Below are 16,739 nucleotides of genomic sequence, written 5' to 3' on the forward strand. Positions count from 1 at the left end.
AGATTTCTTATAAATTTACTATACTTATTCTTTAATTTATATTATTAAATATTAGCAAAAAATAAGAGAGGATTAATCCTCTCTTATATAAAGTAAATATAAAATAAATTTTCTAAAGGTTTTGACTTCTTATCTTGGAGCAATTGTCCGCTACAATTCTGACAGTATTCACTACAAGACCAATTAAGTTCTCCACAATCTTTACATCTTAACTTCAAGTATAGCCCCCTCCTAACCTTATAAACTTATATCAATATAATCCTGGTTTATTATATTCAATATTACCATATATGTTACAAATTTCTTTTGAGAGGAGTAAATACTTGATATAAATATAAAATAGAGAGTTCCCCAAAAGGATACTCTCTATCAACAAACAAATACAATAGAATTTAGTTATGACTTAACTACATTCTCAGCTTGAGGTCCCCTATCTCCCTCGATAATTTCAAATTCTACTTCTTGACCTTCTTCTAAGGTCTTAAATCCTTCATCTTGTATAGCAGAGAAATGTACAAATACATCTTCTCCACTCTCTGCCTCAATAAATCCATAACCTTTTGCACCATCAAACCACTTGACTGTTCCTTTTTCCATAAAACTTAATTCCTCCTGTTTCTAATAATAGTTATAAAAATATTATATCACAAAGTAAAGATTTTATTAAAAATTTTAAATTTATTTGTTAAAGAGAATAACTCCAATTACTTCCTTTAATCAATATCTCAACTATCTCTTCTAGATATTTTTGATCTAATCGATCAAATCTATTTTTTATGGGACTATCTATATCTAACACACCTTTTACCTTGTCATTAATAATAATAGGTACTACAATCTCAGAATTTGATGCTGAATCACAGGCTATATGACCTGAAAATTGATGAACATCTTCTACTACTAAGGTCTCTTTCTTTTCGATAGAAGTTCCACAAACACCTTTTCCCTTTTCTATTCTTACACAAGCTGACTTTCCTTGAAAAGGCCCTAAAATCAATTGTTCCTCTTGCCACAAATAAAATCCTGCCCAATTGACCTGATCTAAATTATTGTAGAGTACCGCTGAAACATTAGCTAAATTAGCTATTAAATTATTTTCAGCAGAGATTAGACCTTTAACTTGTAATAGTATATTTTCATAGACTTTATCTTTTTTCATATTTATCGCTCCTTATACTGTTATAATCAATTATTCTTCTATATTGTTTCTTTTATTCCTGCAAATATAATTAAATATATAACAAAGAGATCACAACACTCCCTATACGTATCAAGTTAAGGATAACTTCTGTAAAATCAAGAACTCACCCCTAACCCCTCTCCTACTCTTAGGAGAGGGAACAAAAACAAAACAAAATAAGTATTTCCCCCTCGCTTTAGACAAAGCGAGGGGGCGGGGGAGAGTTCGATATCTTAAAACATCACAACGCCCCCTTACTCCCCCTCTTCATCTCAAGAAGGGGAACCTATTTTAGATTTTGACTTTTCTTCACTCACTTAGGATAAAGGAAGGGGATTAAGAGGAGAGTTCGATAACCAAAAACCCACCATAAATAAAAAAACACCACTCTGTTAACAGAGTGGTGTTTTTTACTTAAGCAATAATCTATATATTAGTGCTTACGCATAATATCCAATTATAACTTAGTTACGTTTGCAGCTTGAGGTCCTCTATCTCCTTCAGTAATATCAAACTCTACAGCTTGACCTTCTTCTAGAGTTTTGAATCCGTCACCTTGGATAGCTGAGAAATGTACGAATACGTCGTCTCCAGCTTCTCTTTCAATAAATCCATAACCTTTTTCTGCATTAAACCATTTTACTGTACCTTTGTTCATAAAAATTAATTCCTCCTATTTTCTTGCCCTTCTAGGCCTTAATAATTAAATTATAGCATAGTATATTCTTAGTGTCAAAGAAAAGTTGAAAATAAATTTAAAAAATGATTATTTTATTTTAAATAACCTTACTACAGTCTCTACATGAGCTGTATGAGGAAACATATCTACACACTTAACCTTTTCCACCAAATATCCTGCATCTTGAAATTCCTTTAAATTTGGTGCTAATGTTCTCGGGTTACAAGATACATAAACCATCTCATCGCAAGCAAAATCTATAATCTTTGGTAATGCTTTTGGATGAATTCCAGCCCTTGGAGGATCAGTAATTATTAAATCTGGTTTCTTGGCTAACTTATCAATCTTTTCTAATACATCACCGGCAATAAAACGACAGTTATCTAGACCGTTTAATTCAGCATTCTCTTTTGCCATTTCTACAGCTTCTTCTACTATCTCAATCCCTACTACTTCTTTAGCATTTGAGGCAACAATCTGGCCGATACTTCCCGTCCCACAATATAAATCATAGACTAATTTATCATCTGCATCCCCTAAGAATTCTTTAACTATTGAATATAATTTCTCTGCTCCCGAAGTATTAGGTTGAAAGAAAGAAAAGGGTTTTACCTTGAATTTTAGTCCTAATAATTCTTCATAATAATATTCTCTTCCATAGTGAACTATCAACTCATCACATTTTACAGCATCAGAAAAATCATCATTAATAGTTTGTATAAAGCCAACTAGTTCTCCCTTATAATCTAATTTCTCTAACCTCTTACTCAATTCAACTGGATCATGATCTATTTGAGAAGTTGTTACAAGATTAACTAAGATTTCACCAGTATTTAACCCCTTTCTAACCACTAAATTACGTAAATACCCTTCCCTACTCTGAACATGATATTTTTTAAATCCTTGTTCTCTAAAATAATTCAAAACAGTAGTTAAGATTAATCTAAAGTCATTATCTACTAAACAACATGAATCAACACTAATGATATCAAAACGGCGACCTCGCGGATGCATACCTAGTTGCAATTCTCCACCTTTTTCTAGATCTCCAAAACTAAATTCCATCTTATTACGATATTCAAAGATATCAGGACTAGGTTCAATTCCCAGAAATTGATAATCCTCTATACCGAAATTATCCAATAACTTCTGAACTTGTTTAGCCTTATTATCTATTTGTAATTGATATTCAATACTCTGTTGGCTACATCCACCACACTTTTCATAATGAGGACATTGTACCTCTTTTTCTAAAGGTGATCTTTCTAATACTTCTAATAATTTACCTTTGTAATAATTCTTTCTTTTCCGAGACAAATAGGTTTTGACTTTCTGACCTGGCAAAGCATTCTTTACTCTAATCTCATGACCATCTATATAAGCAACACCCATATTTGGAAATGCAGTTTCTTCTATTTTAACTTCTAATACAGCTTTTTTTTTCACTTTAGCCATAGTTATTTCTCCTTTCTGTATTTATAAATTTATTTTTCATGTAACTAAAGGCCAGTTAGTGCGAGTCACAACTCGCCCCTACATTAGTTATAAATACTTGCTATATTTTACTTTGCCTTTAATCTTAAATTTAATTGTCAATTCTCTTTATCAGCGCTACATTCTCAATATGATAAGTCTGTGGGAACATATCTACTGGTTGAATCTCTACCGTTTCATAACCATGAGCATCTAGATATTTTAAATCTCTAGCTAAGCTACTTGGATTACAAGACACATAAACTATTCTCTCAGGTTCCATCTCTACAAAGGTCTTTAATACTTCTTCATGGCATCCTTTTCGTGGTGGATCAACTATAATCATCTCAGGAATGAACTCTTTTTTTAGTTCTGGTAAGACCTCTCTCACCTTCCCTGCTTGGAAGTGACAATTTTCTATTCCATTGAATTCAGCATTCTCTTTAGCAGCTTCAATGGCTTCTTCTACTACTTCAATTCCATAAACCTCTTGAGATTGATCAGATACATAAAGGGTAATTGAACCCAATCCACAATAAGCATCAATCACTTTTTCTTGACCAGTTAACCCTGCATACTCAACTGCTTGATCATATAATACTTTAGCTTGTAAAGTATTAACCTGAAAGAAAGATAGTGGTGATATCTTATATTTAATTCTTCCTATATAGTCAAAGATATGATCATCTCCTGCTAAAGTCTTAGTCAATTTCCCTAATACTACATTGGTTTTCTTAGGATTTATATTGTGCTGTACACTAAGCAATTCAGGAATATCAGCCATTAATCTCTTAGCAATCTTTCTAGCTTCGGGAAATTTATTATCCTTGGTAACAAAGATCAACATTGCTTGATTAGTACAAACTCCAACCCTTACAACTAAATGTCGAAGTAAACCCTGATGCTTCTTTTCATTATAAATACTGAGTTCATATTCTTCAATTAACTCAACTGTTCTTTCAGAAATTCTATTTATCAATGGATGTTGAATTCCACATTTATCAATAGCAATTAACTTATGACTACCTGGTGCATAAAAACCTGTTATTACTTTACCCTCCTCATTCTTAGCTAATGGAAATTGAGCCTTATTACGATAAAAGAAAGGATTATCCATTCCTTTGACAGGATTAATCTTTATATCTGTCAACTTTGCTATTCTTTCAATATTATCCCTAACGATTTTCTGTTTATGATCTAGTTGGGCTTGATAATTTATATGTTGTACCTGACAACCACCACACCTATCGCTAAAGGGACATGATGGAGTAATTCGATCTTCAGACTCCTCAATAACTTCAATAATTTCTCCACGTCCATAATTCTTTTTTACTTGAGTTATCTTAACTTTAGCTATTTCCCCAGGAACACCTTGCGGTATAAAGATAGCATATCCATCAATTCTACCTACTACATCCCCCCCATGGGCTAAACTCTCTAGCTCTATCTCTACTATATCTCCAACACTTACTGGTTTCTTAGACATTTATCTCTCCCCTTATAAACTAAATCCATTTCTATGTAAATATATGGTATTAAAATCATTTTATCAGTGCATATTAATATCATTCACTAAGATATTAGCTCTCATTCTAGTTTCTAGATAGAAATAAACTTACCTGCTTAAAGGAGGATAAAATGTTAAGAAAAGAAACATTACATAATATTGAAACTTTAATTGAGAAATTAACTTGGCAGAAGAAAAACTCAAAAAATCATAAAGAAAAATTCAAATTAACTGCTAGAATAAAACAATTAAAATTACTAACAAAAAATAACTAAGTGCTTCTTGAAAGAAGCACTTAGTTATTTTAAATTAAGCTATCTTTTTTATTTTATCTTTTACTTTATTAATGATCTCTGCTGTTATTTCCGTAGTAGTAGCACTACCTCCTAAATCTCCAGTTAATACTTTTCCTTCTTCTAAAATTTCTTCAACTGAAGTTTCAATAGCATTTGCAGCATCTTCTTCATTTAAATGCCTAAGCATCATACAAGAAGATAATAATAAGGCAATTGGATTAGCCTTATTCTGCCCTGCTATATCAGGAGCAGAACCATGAACTGCCTCAAATACAGCAAGTTCATCATTTAAATTTGCACCTGGAGTTAAACCTAAACCTCCAATTAAGCCTGCACAAAGATCAGAAACTATATCTCCATAAAGATTAGGTAATACTAATACATCATAATTTTCTGGATATTGCACTAACTGCATGCACATATTGTCTACAATCTTATTATCAAATTCAATTTCTGGATAATCTTTAGCAACTTCTTCAGCAACTGACTTAAATAAGCCATCACTCAACTTTAAAATATTAGCCTTATGTACCGCAGTTACCTTTTGACGACCATTCTTCTTAGCATATTCAAAAGCAGCCTTAACAATTCTTTCAGAAGCCTTGCGAGTAATAATTTTGATGCTTTCTGCAGCATCATCACCAACCATATGTTCTATTCCTGCATATAGACCTTCTGTATTCTCTCTAAAAATAACAACATCTAAATTTTCAAATTTAGTTGGAGAACCTTTCATAATTTTGGCTGGTCGTAAGTTAGTATATAAATCTAACTTTTGTCTGATAGCTACATTCACACTTCTAAATCCACTACCTACAGGAGTAGTAATCGGCCCTTTAAGCGCAACCTTATTCTTTCTAACAGAATCCAATACTTCTTCAGGTAAAGGAGTACCATATTCATCCATCACTCCAGCTCCTGCATTTACTATCTCCCAATTAATCTTTACTCCAGTTACTTCAATAATCTCTCTAATCGATTTAGTAATCTCTGGCCCAATTCCATCACCAGGAATTAAAGTTACATCATACATTTTATGCTCACTCCTCACTACTTATTAGCTTATTGTATAAATATACATTAATTTAAATGTCAATTATTTATCATGTTATGTCAATAACTTTATCATTATTATAACTTTTATCTAACTATTTGTCAATCAATTCTTAATAGCATGGTAAATAAAGTAATACTTATCTATATTAAAAAATATCACCCCGTTTGCAGATAATAATAAGGTATGCTAAGTATACAGTTAACATATAGTTGCCAAAATATTAAATATATGATAGTATAATATCACCAATAGCTAGCCTGTTTTTTATTGTTTTAAGTATAAATATTCTTGTTTAGGTATATTTATTATGAAAATTGCTATAAAGATATAACTATATTATAGCAAAAGTAGTAGAGTAATAAAGGAGTTGTTATACTATGTTAGAGAAAATAAAAGAATGTCTTTGTGTCTGTAATATTACAGAAGAGAGAACACAAAAAGAGTATTCAGAAATAATAAGTACCTTATTTGACAAAGGTTACTTTCCTGGGCTCAAAGGCATACCAATAGTTGAATCAACAATAAGTAATATCGATGGAGAAAAAGGAATATTGACTTTTAGAGGATATCCTGTAGAAGAATTAGCAAATAACTGTTCTTATGAGGAGGTTTGCTTTCTTTTACTTACAGGAGAGCTACCTAACAAAGAAGAGCAAGAAGAATTGAGGAGTAAGCTCCTCACACATAAAAAAGTGGATTCTAAAGTAACAGATCTAATTACAAATATGGATAGAAATCTTCATCCTATGTATATGTTAAGCACTGGGGTACTTTTATTACAAGGTAGTGACAATACATCATTTAATATTCAAAACCAAAAGGAAAATATAGAAAGAGTTATTAGGCTAATAGCAAAACTACCTACATTAATAGGAGTATATAGAACAAATAATCCTAATTTTGCTGAAGGAAAAGAATTTAATTCCTTTGCTCAATATGCTTTATATTGTCTCGATGAAGAATCATCGAAAAATCAAAAATTAGTAGATATATTCGAAAAACTTCTAATCTTGCATGCTGACCACACTATTAATAATAGTACATTCTCCGTAAGAGCTGTTGGATCATCCCATGCAAGTATTTTTGCATCAATAGCTTCTGCTATTAATTCATTATCAGGACCACTTCATGGTGGCGCTAATGAAAAAGTAATTAAAATGTTAGAAGAAATTGAAGTCCCTGAAAAAGCAGAAGAATATATAAATAATAAAAAATCTCAGGGTGAAAAAATAATGGGTTTGGGCCATAGAGTCTATAAAACCTATGATCCGCGGGGTGTTTACTTTAAAAAGGAGTTATTACCTCAGATTTTTAATACTAATAACCCTTTTGAAATTGATAGTTCTCTTGAAGACTTATATAAGGTAGCTGAAGAGGTAGAAAAAATAGCTTTACAACAGTTAGGAAGTAAAGGAATATATCCAAATGTTGACTTTTGGTCTGGATTAATACTAAAAGCTATGAATATAGAATCAAATTACTTTACAACTATCTTTGCTTTAGGAAGAATAATGGGCTGGTCTGCTCATTGGTTGGAAAATATAGAATCTAAAAATAGTATCTTTAGACCTAAGCAATTATATAAAGGCTCTGAAATAAGATCTATCAAAAAATAAAAAATTCCCACTAATTTTAGTGGGAATTTTTTATTTTATCCTTCTAATTTCTCTCTTAAAATTTTATTAACTACCCCTGGGTTTGCTTTACCACGTGTAGCCTTCATAGTTTGACCAATAAAGAAACCAAATACATTCTTGTTACCACCACGATAATCCTCTAATGCACTCTGGTTTTCTTCTAGAACTTGATCAATAATATCCTCTAATTCACTAGTATCACTAATCTGCTTTAATCCTTTTTCTTCTACAATTGTATCTGGATCTTTACCTGTAGCAAACATCTCTTCAAAAACTGTTTTAGCAATCTTACTAGAGATAGTTCCTTCATCCATTAGATTTAACATCTTAGCTAAATCTTCAGGAGTAAATTTAGCTTCAGCTATGGAGATCCCTTCTTCATTAAGAAGTTTAGATACATCACCCATCATCCAATTACTAGCAGTTTTGGCATCATCATATTCACTAACAACAGTTTCAAAGAAATCTGCCATCTCTCTATCAGCAGTAATAACTCCCGCATCATATTCTGGAATGCCAAACTCTGTTACATATCTTTCTTGGCGAACATCAGGCAATTCTGGAAGAGTAGATTTTATCTCTTCTACCCAACTTTTATCAACAATTACTGGTACTAAATCAGGCTCTGGGAAATATCGATAATCATGAGCTTCTTCTTTACTACGCATAGCTCTTGTCTTAGAAGCTTCATCATCCCAAGTTAAAGTACCTTGTATAATTTCACCACCAGATTCTAAAACTTTAATCTGTCTTCTTGGCTCATATCTTAAAGCCTTTTCAATAGCTTTAAAAGAGTTCATATTCTTAAGTTCAGTTCTAGTTCCTAACTTATCAGACCCAACTGGAGCTACAGAAATATTAACATCTGCTCTCATTGATCCTTGGGACATATCACAATCAGAAACTCCAATATACTCTATAATACTCTTTAATTTCTTCAAATAAGCAATAGCTTGTTCTGGTGAGTGAATATCTGGTTCACTTACTATCTCAATCAAAGGAGTACCTACTCGATTATAATCTACTAAACTAGAATTAGCACTAGATATATCAGAACCAGCATGATTTAACTTACCAGCATCCTCTTCTAAGTGAATTCTAGTAATTCCTACTTTCATTTCATCTTCACCTTCAGGCTGAATTGTTATCTCTCCATTTTCACAGAAAGGTAGATCAAATTGAGAGATTTGATAAGCCTTAGGCAAATCAGCATAGAAATAGTTCTTACGATCAAATTTACTAAAAGTAGCTATTTCACAATTTAAAGCAAGACCTGCTTTAATAATATACTCTACTGCTTTCTCATTTAAAACTGGTAATGTTCCCGGTAATCCTAAACAAATTGGGCATGTATGATTATTTGGCTCAGCACCAAACTCATTCTTACACCCACAAAAAATCTTAGTATTTGTATCAAGTTGGGCATGAACTTCTAACCCAACTGTCATTTCATAACCGTCTAACATAATTACACCTCCGTTATTTTAGCTATTAGCCTTTAGCTATTAAATTAATTATAATTTTTGACTTTACTAAAAGCTAAAAGTAGTAGCTAATCTACAAATTAGGTTTATTTTTATGAAATTCTGTAGCTTGCTCAAAAGCATGAGCAACTTGTAAAATCTTTTCCTCTCCAAAGTGAGTACCTATTATCTGTAAACCAATTGGTAACCCTTTACTATCTAATCCACATGGCATAGATAAAGCAGGAATACCAGCTAAGTTAATTGGAATAGTACAGATATCAGATAAGTACATTTCTAATGGATCATTAGATTTGTCTCCAATTTTAAATGCTGTAGTTGGAGTTGTTGGTGAAATTAAAACATCATATTTTTCAAAGGCTTTGTCAAAATCTTGCTTAACTAAAGTTCTGATTTTCTGTGCTTTTTTGTAATAAGCATCATAATACCCAGAACTCAAAGCATAAGTTCCTAACATAATTCTACGTTTAACCTCATCACCAAAACCATCTTGACGAGTCTTCTTATACATTTCCACTAAACCTTTAGCTTCTTTATTTCTTAAACCATAACGCACTCCATCATAACGAGCTAAGTTAGAACTTGCTTCTGCAGGTGCAATTAAGTAATATGCAGATAAAGCATAGTCAGTATGTGGTAAAGATACCTCTTCATATTCTGCACCTAATTCTTCTAACTTTTTAATAGCATTCCAAACAGCATCTTTAACCTCTTGATCAATTCCATCACCAAAATACTCTGTAGGAACACCAATTTTCATCCCTTTAATATCCTTATTTAAACTTTCTGTATAATCTGGTACTTCTCTATCAACAGAAGTGGAATCAAATTCATCATGACCTGCTATGTAATTTAAAGCTAAAGCACAATCTGTTATATCCTTAGCAAAAGGTCCAATCTGATCTAAAGATGATGCAAAAGCAACTAAACCATAACGAGAAACAAGGCCATAAGTAGGCTTCATTCCTACTATTCCACATAAAGCTGCAGGTTGGCGAATAGAACCACCTGTATCTGATCCTAAAGAAATAATAGCTTCATCTGCTGCAACTGCTGCTGCAGATCCACCACTTGAACCTCCTGGAACTCTTTCTAAATCCCAAGGGTTTGATGTTGGATGCATTCCAGAATTTTCAGTAGAAGATCCCATTGCAAATTCATCCATATTAGCCTTACCTACCATTACAAAGTCCTCTGCTGCTAACTTTTTAATTACTGTAGCATCATAAGGTGGTTTATAATTATGTAATATCTGAGAAGCACAAGTAGTCTTAACTCCTTCAGTAGACATATTATCTTTAATAGCAATTGGAATTCCTGCTAATGGACCAATCTTTTCACCATTGCAAATCTTTTCATCTACTTTATCTGCCTGTTTTAATGCCTCTTCCTTAGTTAATGTTATATAAGCTTGTACATCTTCTTCAACCTGATTAATTCTATTATAAATAGACTCAGTAATCTCTCTAGCACTAACTTCCCCATTAACCAATTTCTCATGTAGTTTATGGGCAGTTAATTGATAAAGTTCCATATCCTTTCCCTCCTTGTTTATTCTTAGGCTTTAGGCTCTAGGCTCTAGGCTCTAGGTTTTAGGCCTTAGATCTTCCTAACACCTAACCCCTATAACCAAACTCCTAATTATTCTACAATTTGTGGCACCTTAAACATTCCTTGATCCTTTTCAGGAGCATTTGCTAAAACTGATTCTCTATCAAGAGAATCTCTAACTTTATCTTCTCTAAACACATTGTTAACTTCTAGAACATGAGCCATTGGATCTACATCTTCTGTATCAAGCTCATTTAATTTTTCTGCATGCTCCAAAATATCGCTTAATTGATGAGCAAATAAATCTTTTTCTTCTTCACTCACTTCTAACCTAGCTAAATGTGCAACCTTCTCTACAGTTTCTTTATCGATTTTCATATTTTCACCACCCTTTTATTAATATATTAGCAATTTAGCAAATAAAATCAACTATAAAATATAATTCCAAGTTATTTAACTAATTAATTATTATATCATAAGCTCTCTAAGACCGCAAAAAGAAACTATATATCGATATATAGTTTCTCCAGAATCAGAAATTATTATATGCATTTTAAATAATTAACAACTTTATTATAAAATTACACCAATTATTTTACTCAATATATCTAATTTAAAATAGATAATATCTTAATAAGAATTTATAAAATCTTCTGTTTAAAGTCTTTACTATCAATTTTATTTCCTTCAACTTCCATAATCTCTTGATAAGCAAAAGTACCTTTTACTCCTTGATATAGTCCCTTCAAAAAGATAATTCTAATCATTATAAATACTGAAATCATAGATAATGGATCATTAACAAGATCTAATATATTAGAAATAATGTACATGGCAAATAATAAAATAGCACAAACTCTACTCTTCAAATAAATTCCAACACTTAATATAAGTATAACTATTGAGCTAATAGTGAAATTAGTAACCTGAAATTCCTTCATAAAGAATAATGGAAAGATAAATGTCTGAATTGCCAACAAAACCCCAACTATCCATCCAGCTGTAATTGAACGTAATGCTTCATACTTACTCATTAAATCACCTCCAAACATTAATTTTATTTCATACACCTAATTACTATATTTAATATTATCTTAGTATAAAAGTTTATAATTATTAAAATTAAGAAAAACTTATCTGTTTCCAATATACCACTTTATATTATATAATTCAATAATTTTACTGGAAGATTGTAGGTTTTGATTTTAATCAGTCAATTTTTATTTAAAAAATAAAAAAGAGAGCAAATGAGATTTAAATCTCATTTGCTCTCTTTTTACACCATACTACTTATTCTTAATCGTTACTTTATTAATTACATCACCTTGTCTAATATCATCAATTACCTCAAGACCTTCTACAACCTTTCCAAAACAAGTATGATTTCTATCTAAATGTGAAGTTCTATCTCTACTATGACAGATAAAAAATTGTGATCCTCCAGTATTTCTTCCAGCATGAGCCATAGATAATACACCACGATCATGATATTGATTATCTCCATCTAATTCACAGTCAATAGTATAACCAGGCCCTCCTGTTCCATCACCTTTAGGACAACCACCTTGAATTACAAAGTTAGGAATAACTCTATGGAAAGTTAACCCATCATAAAAACCATCTTTCGCTAATTTACAGAAGTTATCTACAGTATTTGGTGCATCCTTCTCATAAAATTCAATCTCCATTGTTCCCTTTTCTGTTTCCATTATTGCTTTTCTCATCAATATTCCTCCTTATTTTTACTTATTAGGTTCTAGGTTTTATGAATTTCCTAACACCTATAACCTATGACCTATGACCTATGACCTATGACCTATGACCCAATCAAATCTTTAAACTCTGCTTCATTTAAAATACTTACACCTATCTCTTGGGCCTTATCATACTTAGAACCTGGATTTTCTCCTACAACTAGATAGTCTGTGTTCTTACTTACAGAACTAGTTACCCTGCCACCTAAGTTAGTAATTGCAGTTTTGGCTTCTTTACGAGTGAAATCCTCTAACTTACCAGTAACTACAATCTTCTTAGCTTCTAATGTTTTTTCAATATTAGAAGTTTGTGACTCTAAATTGACACCTGCTTCTTTCAATTTTTTTATTATATTAAGGTTTTGCTCTTGATCAAAATAGCTAACAATACTTTGAGCAATTTTAGGTCCAATTTCATTAATAGCAGATAACTCTTCTTCATCTGCTTGGGCTATAGCATCTATATCTTTATAATTTTGAGCTAAGACTTGCCCAACTCTACTTCCTACATGTCTAATCCCCAATCCAAAGATCAATTGTGCTAAAGAGTTATCTTTACTCTTTTCCAAAGCAGCTATCACATTTTGACTAGATTTCTCACCCATTCTATCTAAATTCATTAATTCTTCTTTTTTTAGATAATAAAGATCAGCCACATCTTGAATTAAATCATTATCTAGTAATTGTTGGATCAAAGATGGACCTACACCTTCTATATTCATTGCATTTCTTTGTACAAAATGTATGATTTCCTCACGCAATTGGGCAGGACAAGCTCCACCAGTACAGCTAATCACAACTTCACCTTCTAATCTTACTGCTTCTGCACCACAAACTGGACAATGCTTTGGAATCTCAAATTTCTCCTCTTGACCAGTTCTCTTCTCTTTTAGTACACGAACTACCTGTGGAATAATATCACCAGCTTTTTGTACAATCACCTTATCCCCAATTCTAATATCCTTACGGTCTATCTCATCTTGATTATGCAAAGTAGCTCTACTAACCACAGAACCATCCAACAAAATAGGTTCTAAGATTGCTGTTGGATTTAAAGAACCGGTTCTCCCTACTGTAATCTCTACATCTTTAATCTGAGTCTCTTTCTGTTGTGCAGGAAATTTATAAGCCATAGCCCAACGCGGATGCTTTGCTGTACTTCCTAATTGATCACGTAAAGCCAGATTATTTACCTTAATTACAATACCATCAATTTCATAATTCAGTTCATTTCTCTTTTCAGTCCATTCTTGACAATAACTAATAACCTCGTCAATATTATCACAAAGCTTATATTCTTGATTTAACTTAAATCCTAACTTTTGAAGATACTCTAATCTTTTATTATGTAAGTTAAAACTTTCTCTTTCAATATAAGCACTATCATAGATAAAAATATCTAAGGGACGATTAGCTGCTATTTTAGGATCAAGCTGTCGCAAAGTTCCAGCTGCTGCATTACGAGGATTAGCAAACTTCTCTTCTCCTGACTCTTCTCGCCTTTGATTTAATTCTACAAATCTATCTTTAGGAAAATAAACTTCTCCCCTAACCTCTAAATTAAGCTCTTGATCTAATCTAAGAGGAATACTTTTAATAGTTTTAATATTATGGGTTACATCTTCACCAACTCGGCCATTTCCTCTAGTAGCCCCTTGAACTAATAACCCATCTCTATAAATTAATGATGCTGATAGTCCATCAATCTTTAATTCTACTACATAATTAAAACTAGCATCAACTTCTTTTTTGATTCGTTTATCAAATTCTCTTAATTCTTCTTCTGAAAATGATTTAGCCAAACTTAATAAAGGAATTTCATGTTCTACCTTATTAAATTCATCAATAGCTTCTCCACCCACTCGTTGTGTTGGCGAATCTTGAGTAATTAATTCTGGGTGCTCTTCCTCTAATTGGATCAATTCTTGCATTAATTTATCGTATTCTCTATCACTAATCTGTGGTCCATCTAGAACAAAATAGTAATGGTTATGCTTACGAATCTTCTTTCTTAACTCATCAACCCTATTCTCTATCTCTTTCATAACTCTCCCCTCACCGATATTAATTTATATAGACTTGCCTTTAAGCTACAACTTACACCCTTAGAAATAAGCCAAAGAAAAGAATTAACAAATATCGATCTTTAGTTTCACTTTATTATCTCTTAATCAGCTGAGAATAATACATCTATTACACTCTATTTACTTAGTGATTATAGTTTAAATTCCTTCATAAAATAATATAATTAGATAAATTTAAAATATTAGCCTCTTAATCAAGAAAGAGATCATGAAATTTATAGCAATAAATTACTTTTTATTCTATAAAACTATAGGATTTCTTTGCATCTCCTTCTAATCTATAGTATAATATATGATGGTCTTTTTACTAAAAAAATTTCTTACCCAAGCCTATAATTGGCGAAGGAGGTAGCAAGATGAAAATAATTATTGTTGGTGGTGGTAAAAAAGGATATCAATTAGCTAAATACTGCCACAAATTTGCTCATCAAGTAACAGTAATTGAATCAGATGAAAAAAAAGTTAATAGACTAAAAAATGAATTAGATGTTAATGTTATATTAGGCGATGGAACACAAAGAAAATTTTTAGAAAAAGCAAAAGCAGATGAATCAAATATTGTGGTTGCAGTAACAAGCAATGACCAAGATAACTTGGTAATATGCCAATTAGCTGAAAGACAATTTAATGTTCCAAAAACATTAACCTTGGTTAATAACCCAGGAAATGAGAAGCTATTTGAATGGTTAGGTGTTAATCAAGTCATAAGTTCCACTTCATTAATGTTAGGATTAATTCAAGAAGAGATTGATATCAAAGAAACATCGAAACTTTGGGCAGATAGCATCAAAGATTTAAAGATGCACTATATACAAATAGACGAATTCTCTCCCGTTAATACTAAGATGGTCAAAGAAATTAATATACCAGATGAAGCTATATTAATTACCATCTTAAGAGGAGATGAAGCAATAGTTCCTAGAGGGAATACTATTATCAAAGCCAAAGATACAATTATTGCCCTAGCTGATCCTGAAATAAAAGATAAATTATTAGAAATAATAAAGGGAAAAACAACTGAGAAAGTAAGTTAATATAAAAAAAGAAGCTACTTTAAAGTAGCTTCTTTTTTTATATTATGCTAAGTAATCAGATAAAACTGGAATAATCTGTTTCTTTCTAGATAATACTCCATCTAAATAAACTTCTGTTTCTTCTACTTCTACATCAAAAGCTTCAGCAATAATATCTTTAGCTTCTGGATTATATAGTAATAAACTTCCTTCTTCTATAATATCTGTTACCATTAATAATAAGAATTTATATCCTTTTTCCTCTACTATTTCATCAATAGCATTTAAAATCTCGCCTTTCTTATTATCATTAACTTCATCTAAACTCATTATTTCAATTTGCCCTACACCAATAGTATCTCCAGCAAACTCATACTCTTTATAATCATTAGTTACTAACTCTTTAGCCGATAATACATTTACAACAGAACCAGCTTTAAATAACTCTTTTCCATACTCTTCAACATCTAAGCCTAATTGTGAAGCTAATTCATTGGCAATCTCTTTATCCTCTTCAGTACAAGTTGGAGATCTAAAGATTACAGTATCAGATAAAATTGCAGATAATAATAAACCAGCCATTTCATCTGTAATTTCTACATTGTTTTCTTTATACATTTTTGTAACAATTGTACTAGTACAGCCTACTGTTTCATTTCTAAAGTAGATTGGTCCACTAGTCTCTAATCCACCAATTCTATGGTGATCAACTACACCTGTTAGCTCTGCTTCTTCTAATCCTGCAATAGCTTGACTAGCTTCATTATGATCTACTAAGAATACTTTATCACCTTTGTTTAGCTTTTCAACTAATTTAGGTGCTTCTATATTAAACTTATCTAAAATGAATTCTGTTTCTGCATTAACCTTTCCACACCTAATTGCTTCCACATCTTCTCCTAGCTCTTGCTTTAAATTTGCTAAAGTAACTGCCGCACAGATAGAATCTGTGTCAGGATTTTGATGTCCTACAACATAAATACTCATTTTATTTCCCCCTTGGTTAATAGTTAATAATTTATAA

At 31.6% G+C, this 16,739-nt stretch carries 16 protein-coding genes; 3 read left to right on the forward strand and 13 right to left on the reverse strand.

Annotated elements, in window-relative coordinates; all coding sequences use genetic code 11:
* Positions 1-396: 396 nt before the first annotated feature.
* From OREMA_RS0110460 to rlmD (OREMA_RS0110480), 5 genes are all read right to left on the reverse strand, one after another.
* The gene (locus OREMA_RS0110460; protein WP_018249217.1) at positions 397-597 is read right to left on the reverse strand and encodes a cold-shock protein; all 201 of its coding nucleotides are present in this window, start codon (positions 595-597) and stop codon (positions 397-399) included.
* Positions 598-685: 88 nt separating this feature from the next.
* Entirely contained in the window at positions 686-1,159 is a 474-nt protein-coding gene (locus tag OREMA_RS0110465) for a GAF domain-containing protein (RefSeq protein ID WP_018249218.1), read from the reverse strand.
* A 478-nt stretch (positions 1,160-1,637) separates the two neighbouring features.
* On the reverse strand, positions 1,638-1,838 hold the full coding sequence (locus tag OREMA_RS0110470) for a cold-shock protein (protein WP_018249219.1): 201 nt from the start codon (positions 1,836-1,838) through the stop codon (positions 1,638-1,640).
* 108 nt (positions 1,839-1,946) lie between these two features.
* Entirely contained in the window at positions 1,947-3,314 is a 1,368-nt protein-coding gene (gene rlmD, locus OREMA_RS0110475) for a 23S rRNA (uracil(1939)-C(5))-methyltransferase RlmD (protein ID WP_018249220.1), read from the reverse strand.
* 130 nt (positions 3,315-3,444) lie between these two features.
* The gene (rlmD, locus tag OREMA_RS0110480) at positions 3,445-4,818 is read right to left on the reverse strand and encodes a 23S rRNA (uracil(1939)-C(5))-methyltransferase RlmD (RefSeq protein ID WP_018249221.1); all 1,374 of its coding nucleotides are present in this window, start codon (positions 4,816-4,818) and stop codon (positions 3,445-3,447) included.
* A gap of 152 nt (positions 4,819-4,970) precedes the next feature.
* Here rlmD (OREMA_RS0110480) and OREMA_RS18875 point away from each other — a divergent pair, with 152 nt between their 5' ends.
* Positions 4,971-5,114 carry a hypothetical protein gene (locus tag OREMA_RS18875; RefSeq protein WP_018249222.1) on the forward strand — a complete coding sequence of 48 codons (144 nt, stop codon included), beginning with the start codon at positions 4,971-4,973 and terminating at the stop codon, positions 5,112-5,114.
* Between the two features lie 34 nt (positions 5,115-5,148).
* On the opposite strand, the gene OREMA_RS0110490 is transcribed toward OREMA_RS18875, so the two are convergent.
* Positions 5,149-6,168 carry an isocitrate dehydrogenase (NAD(+)) gene (locus OREMA_RS0110490; protein ID WP_018249223.1) on the reverse strand — a complete coding sequence of 340 codons (1,020 nt, stop codon included), beginning with the start codon at positions 6,166-6,168 and terminating at the stop codon, positions 5,149-5,151.
* Positions 6,169-6,569: 401 nt separating this feature from the next.
* On the opposite strand from OREMA_RS0110490, the gene OREMA_RS0110495 reads away from it, so the two are divergent.
* Positions 6,570-7,808, forward strand: a complete 1,239-nt coding sequence (locus tag OREMA_RS0110495) for a citrate/2-methylcitrate synthase (protein WP_018249224.1) — start codon at positions 6,570-6,572, stop codon at positions 7,806-7,808.
* Positions 7,809-7,843: 35 nt separating this feature from the next.
* On the opposite strand, the gene gatB is transcribed toward OREMA_RS0110495, so the two are convergent.
* The 6 genes from gatB to ligA form a co-directional block, all read right to left on the reverse strand.
* A complete protein-coding gene (gene gatB, locus OREMA_RS0110500; RefSeq protein ID WP_018249225.1) occupies positions 7,844-9,295 on the reverse strand; it encodes an Asp-tRNA(Asn)/Glu-tRNA(Gln) amidotransferase subunit GatB in 1,452 nt (483 codons plus the stop codon).
* 91 nt (positions 9,296-9,386) lie between these two features.
* Positions 9,387-10,847: an Asp-tRNA(Asn)/Glu-tRNA(Gln) amidotransferase subunit GatA gene (gatA, locus tag OREMA_RS0110505; RefSeq protein ID WP_018249226.1), complete on the reverse strand. Its 1,461-nt coding sequence runs from the start codon at positions 10,845-10,847 to the stop codon at positions 9,387-9,389.
* A gap of 107 nt (positions 10,848-10,954) precedes the next feature.
* Positions 10,955-11,242 carry an Asp-tRNA(Asn)/Glu-tRNA(Gln) amidotransferase subunit GatC gene (gene gatC, locus OREMA_RS0110510; RefSeq protein ID WP_018249227.1) on the reverse strand — a complete coding sequence of 96 codons (288 nt, stop codon included), beginning with the start codon at positions 11,240-11,242 and terminating at the stop codon, positions 10,955-10,957.
* Positions 11,243-11,505: 263 nt separating this feature from the next.
* Entirely contained in the window at positions 11,506-11,898 is a 393-nt protein-coding gene (locus tag OREMA_RS0110515; RefSeq protein ID WP_018249228.1) for a hypothetical protein, read from the reverse strand.
* Between the two features lie 252 nt (positions 11,899-12,150).
* A complete protein-coding gene (locus tag OREMA_RS0110520) occupies positions 12,151-12,588 on the reverse strand; it encodes a peptidylprolyl isomerase (protein WP_018249229.1) in 438 nt (145 codons plus the stop codon).
* Between the two features lie 92 nt (positions 12,589-12,680).
* Positions 12,681-14,663, reverse strand: a complete 1,983-nt coding sequence (ligA, locus tag OREMA_RS0110525) for an NAD-dependent DNA ligase LigA (RefSeq protein ID WP_018249230.1) — start codon at positions 14,661-14,663, stop codon at positions 12,681-12,683.
* 395 nt (positions 14,664-15,058) lie between these two features.
* Here ligA and OREMA_RS0110530 point away from each other — a divergent pair, with 395 nt between their 5' ends.
* Positions 15,059-15,736 (forward strand): potassium channel family protein, encoded by a 678-nt coding sequence (locus OREMA_RS0110530; protein WP_018249231.1) that lies wholly within the window; start codon positions 15,059-15,061, stop codon positions 15,734-15,736.
* Between the two features lie 42 nt (positions 15,737-15,778).
* Here OREMA_RS0110530 and OREMA_RS0110535 read toward each other — a convergent pair whose 3' ends face one another.
* Positions 15,779-16,702 carry a manganese-dependent inorganic pyrophosphatase gene (locus OREMA_RS0110535; protein ID WP_018249232.1) on the reverse strand — a complete coding sequence of 308 codons (924 nt, stop codon included), beginning with the start codon at positions 16,700-16,702 and terminating at the stop codon, positions 15,779-15,781.
* Positions 16,703-16,739 lie beyond the last annotated feature (37 nt).

The sequence above is a fragment of the Orenia marismortui DSM 5156 genome (assembly GCF_000379025.1).
GTDB lineage: Bacteria > Bacillota > Halanaerobiia > Halobacteroidales > Halobacteroidaceae > Orenia > Orenia marismortui.

What these genes read in the sequence shown, in the direction of transcription:
- OREMA_RS0110460 (WP_018249217.1), bottom strand. Translation starts at nt 597, where the DNA reads ATGGAAAAAGGAACAGTCAAGTGGTTTGATGGTGCAAAAGGTTATGGA.
- OREMA_RS0110465 (WP_018249218.1), bottom strand. Translation starts at nt 1,159, where the DNA reads ATGAAAAAAGATAAAGTCTATGAAAATATACTATTACAAGTTAAAGGT.
- OREMA_RS0110470 (WP_018249219.1), bottom strand. Translation starts at nt 1,838, where the DNA reads ATGAACAAAGGTACAGTAAAATGGTTTAATGCAGAAAAAGGTTATGGA.
- rlmD (WP_018249220.1), bottom strand. Translation starts at nt 3,314, where the DNA reads ATGGCTAAAGTGAAAAAAAAAGCTGTATTAGAAGTTAAAATAGAAGAA.
- rlmD (WP_018249221.1), bottom strand. Translation starts at nt 4,818, where the DNA reads ATGTCTAAGAAACCAGTAAGTGTTGGAGATATAGTAGAGATAGAGCTA.
- OREMA_RS18875 (WP_018249222.1), top strand. Translation starts at nt 4,971, where the DNA reads ATGTTAAGAAAAGAAACATTACATAATATTGAAACTTTAATTGAGAAA.
- OREMA_RS0110490 (WP_018249223.1), bottom strand. Translation starts at nt 6,168, where the DNA reads ATGTATGATGTAACTTTAATTCCTGGTGATGGAATTGGGCCAGAGATT.
- OREMA_RS0110495 (WP_018249224.1), top strand. Translation starts at nt 6,570, where the DNA reads ATGTTAGAGAAAATAAAAGAATGTCTTTGTGTCTGTAATATTACAGAA.
- gatB (WP_018249225.1), bottom strand. Translation starts at nt 9,295, where the DNA reads ATGTTAGACGGTTATGAAATGACAGTTGGGTTAGAAGTTCATGCCCAA.
- gatA (WP_018249226.1), bottom strand. Translation starts at nt 10,847, where the DNA reads ATGGAACTTTATCAATTAACTGCCCATAAACTACATGAGAAATTGGTT.
- gatC (WP_018249227.1), bottom strand. Translation starts at nt 11,242, where the DNA reads ATGAAAATCGATAAAGAAACTGTAGAGAAGGTTGCACATTTAGCTAGG.
- OREMA_RS0110515 (WP_018249228.1), bottom strand. Translation starts at nt 11,898, where the DNA reads ATGAGTAAGTATGAAGCATTACGTTCAATTACAGCTGGATGGATAGTT.
- OREMA_RS0110520 (WP_018249229.1), bottom strand. Translation starts at nt 12,588, where the DNA reads ATGAGAAAAGCAATAATGGAAACAGAAAAGGGAACAATGGAGATTGAA.
- ligA (WP_018249230.1), bottom strand. Translation starts at nt 14,663, where the DNA reads ATGAAAGAGATAGAGAATAGGGTTGATGAGTTAAGAAAGAAGATTCGT.
- OREMA_RS0110530 (WP_018249231.1), top strand. Translation starts at nt 15,059, where the DNA reads ATGAAAATAATTATTGTTGGTGGTGGTAAAAAAGGATATCAATTAGCT.
- OREMA_RS0110535 (WP_018249232.1), bottom strand. Translation starts at nt 16,702, where the DNA reads ATGAGTATTTATGTTGTAGGACATCAAAATCCTGACACAGATTCTATC.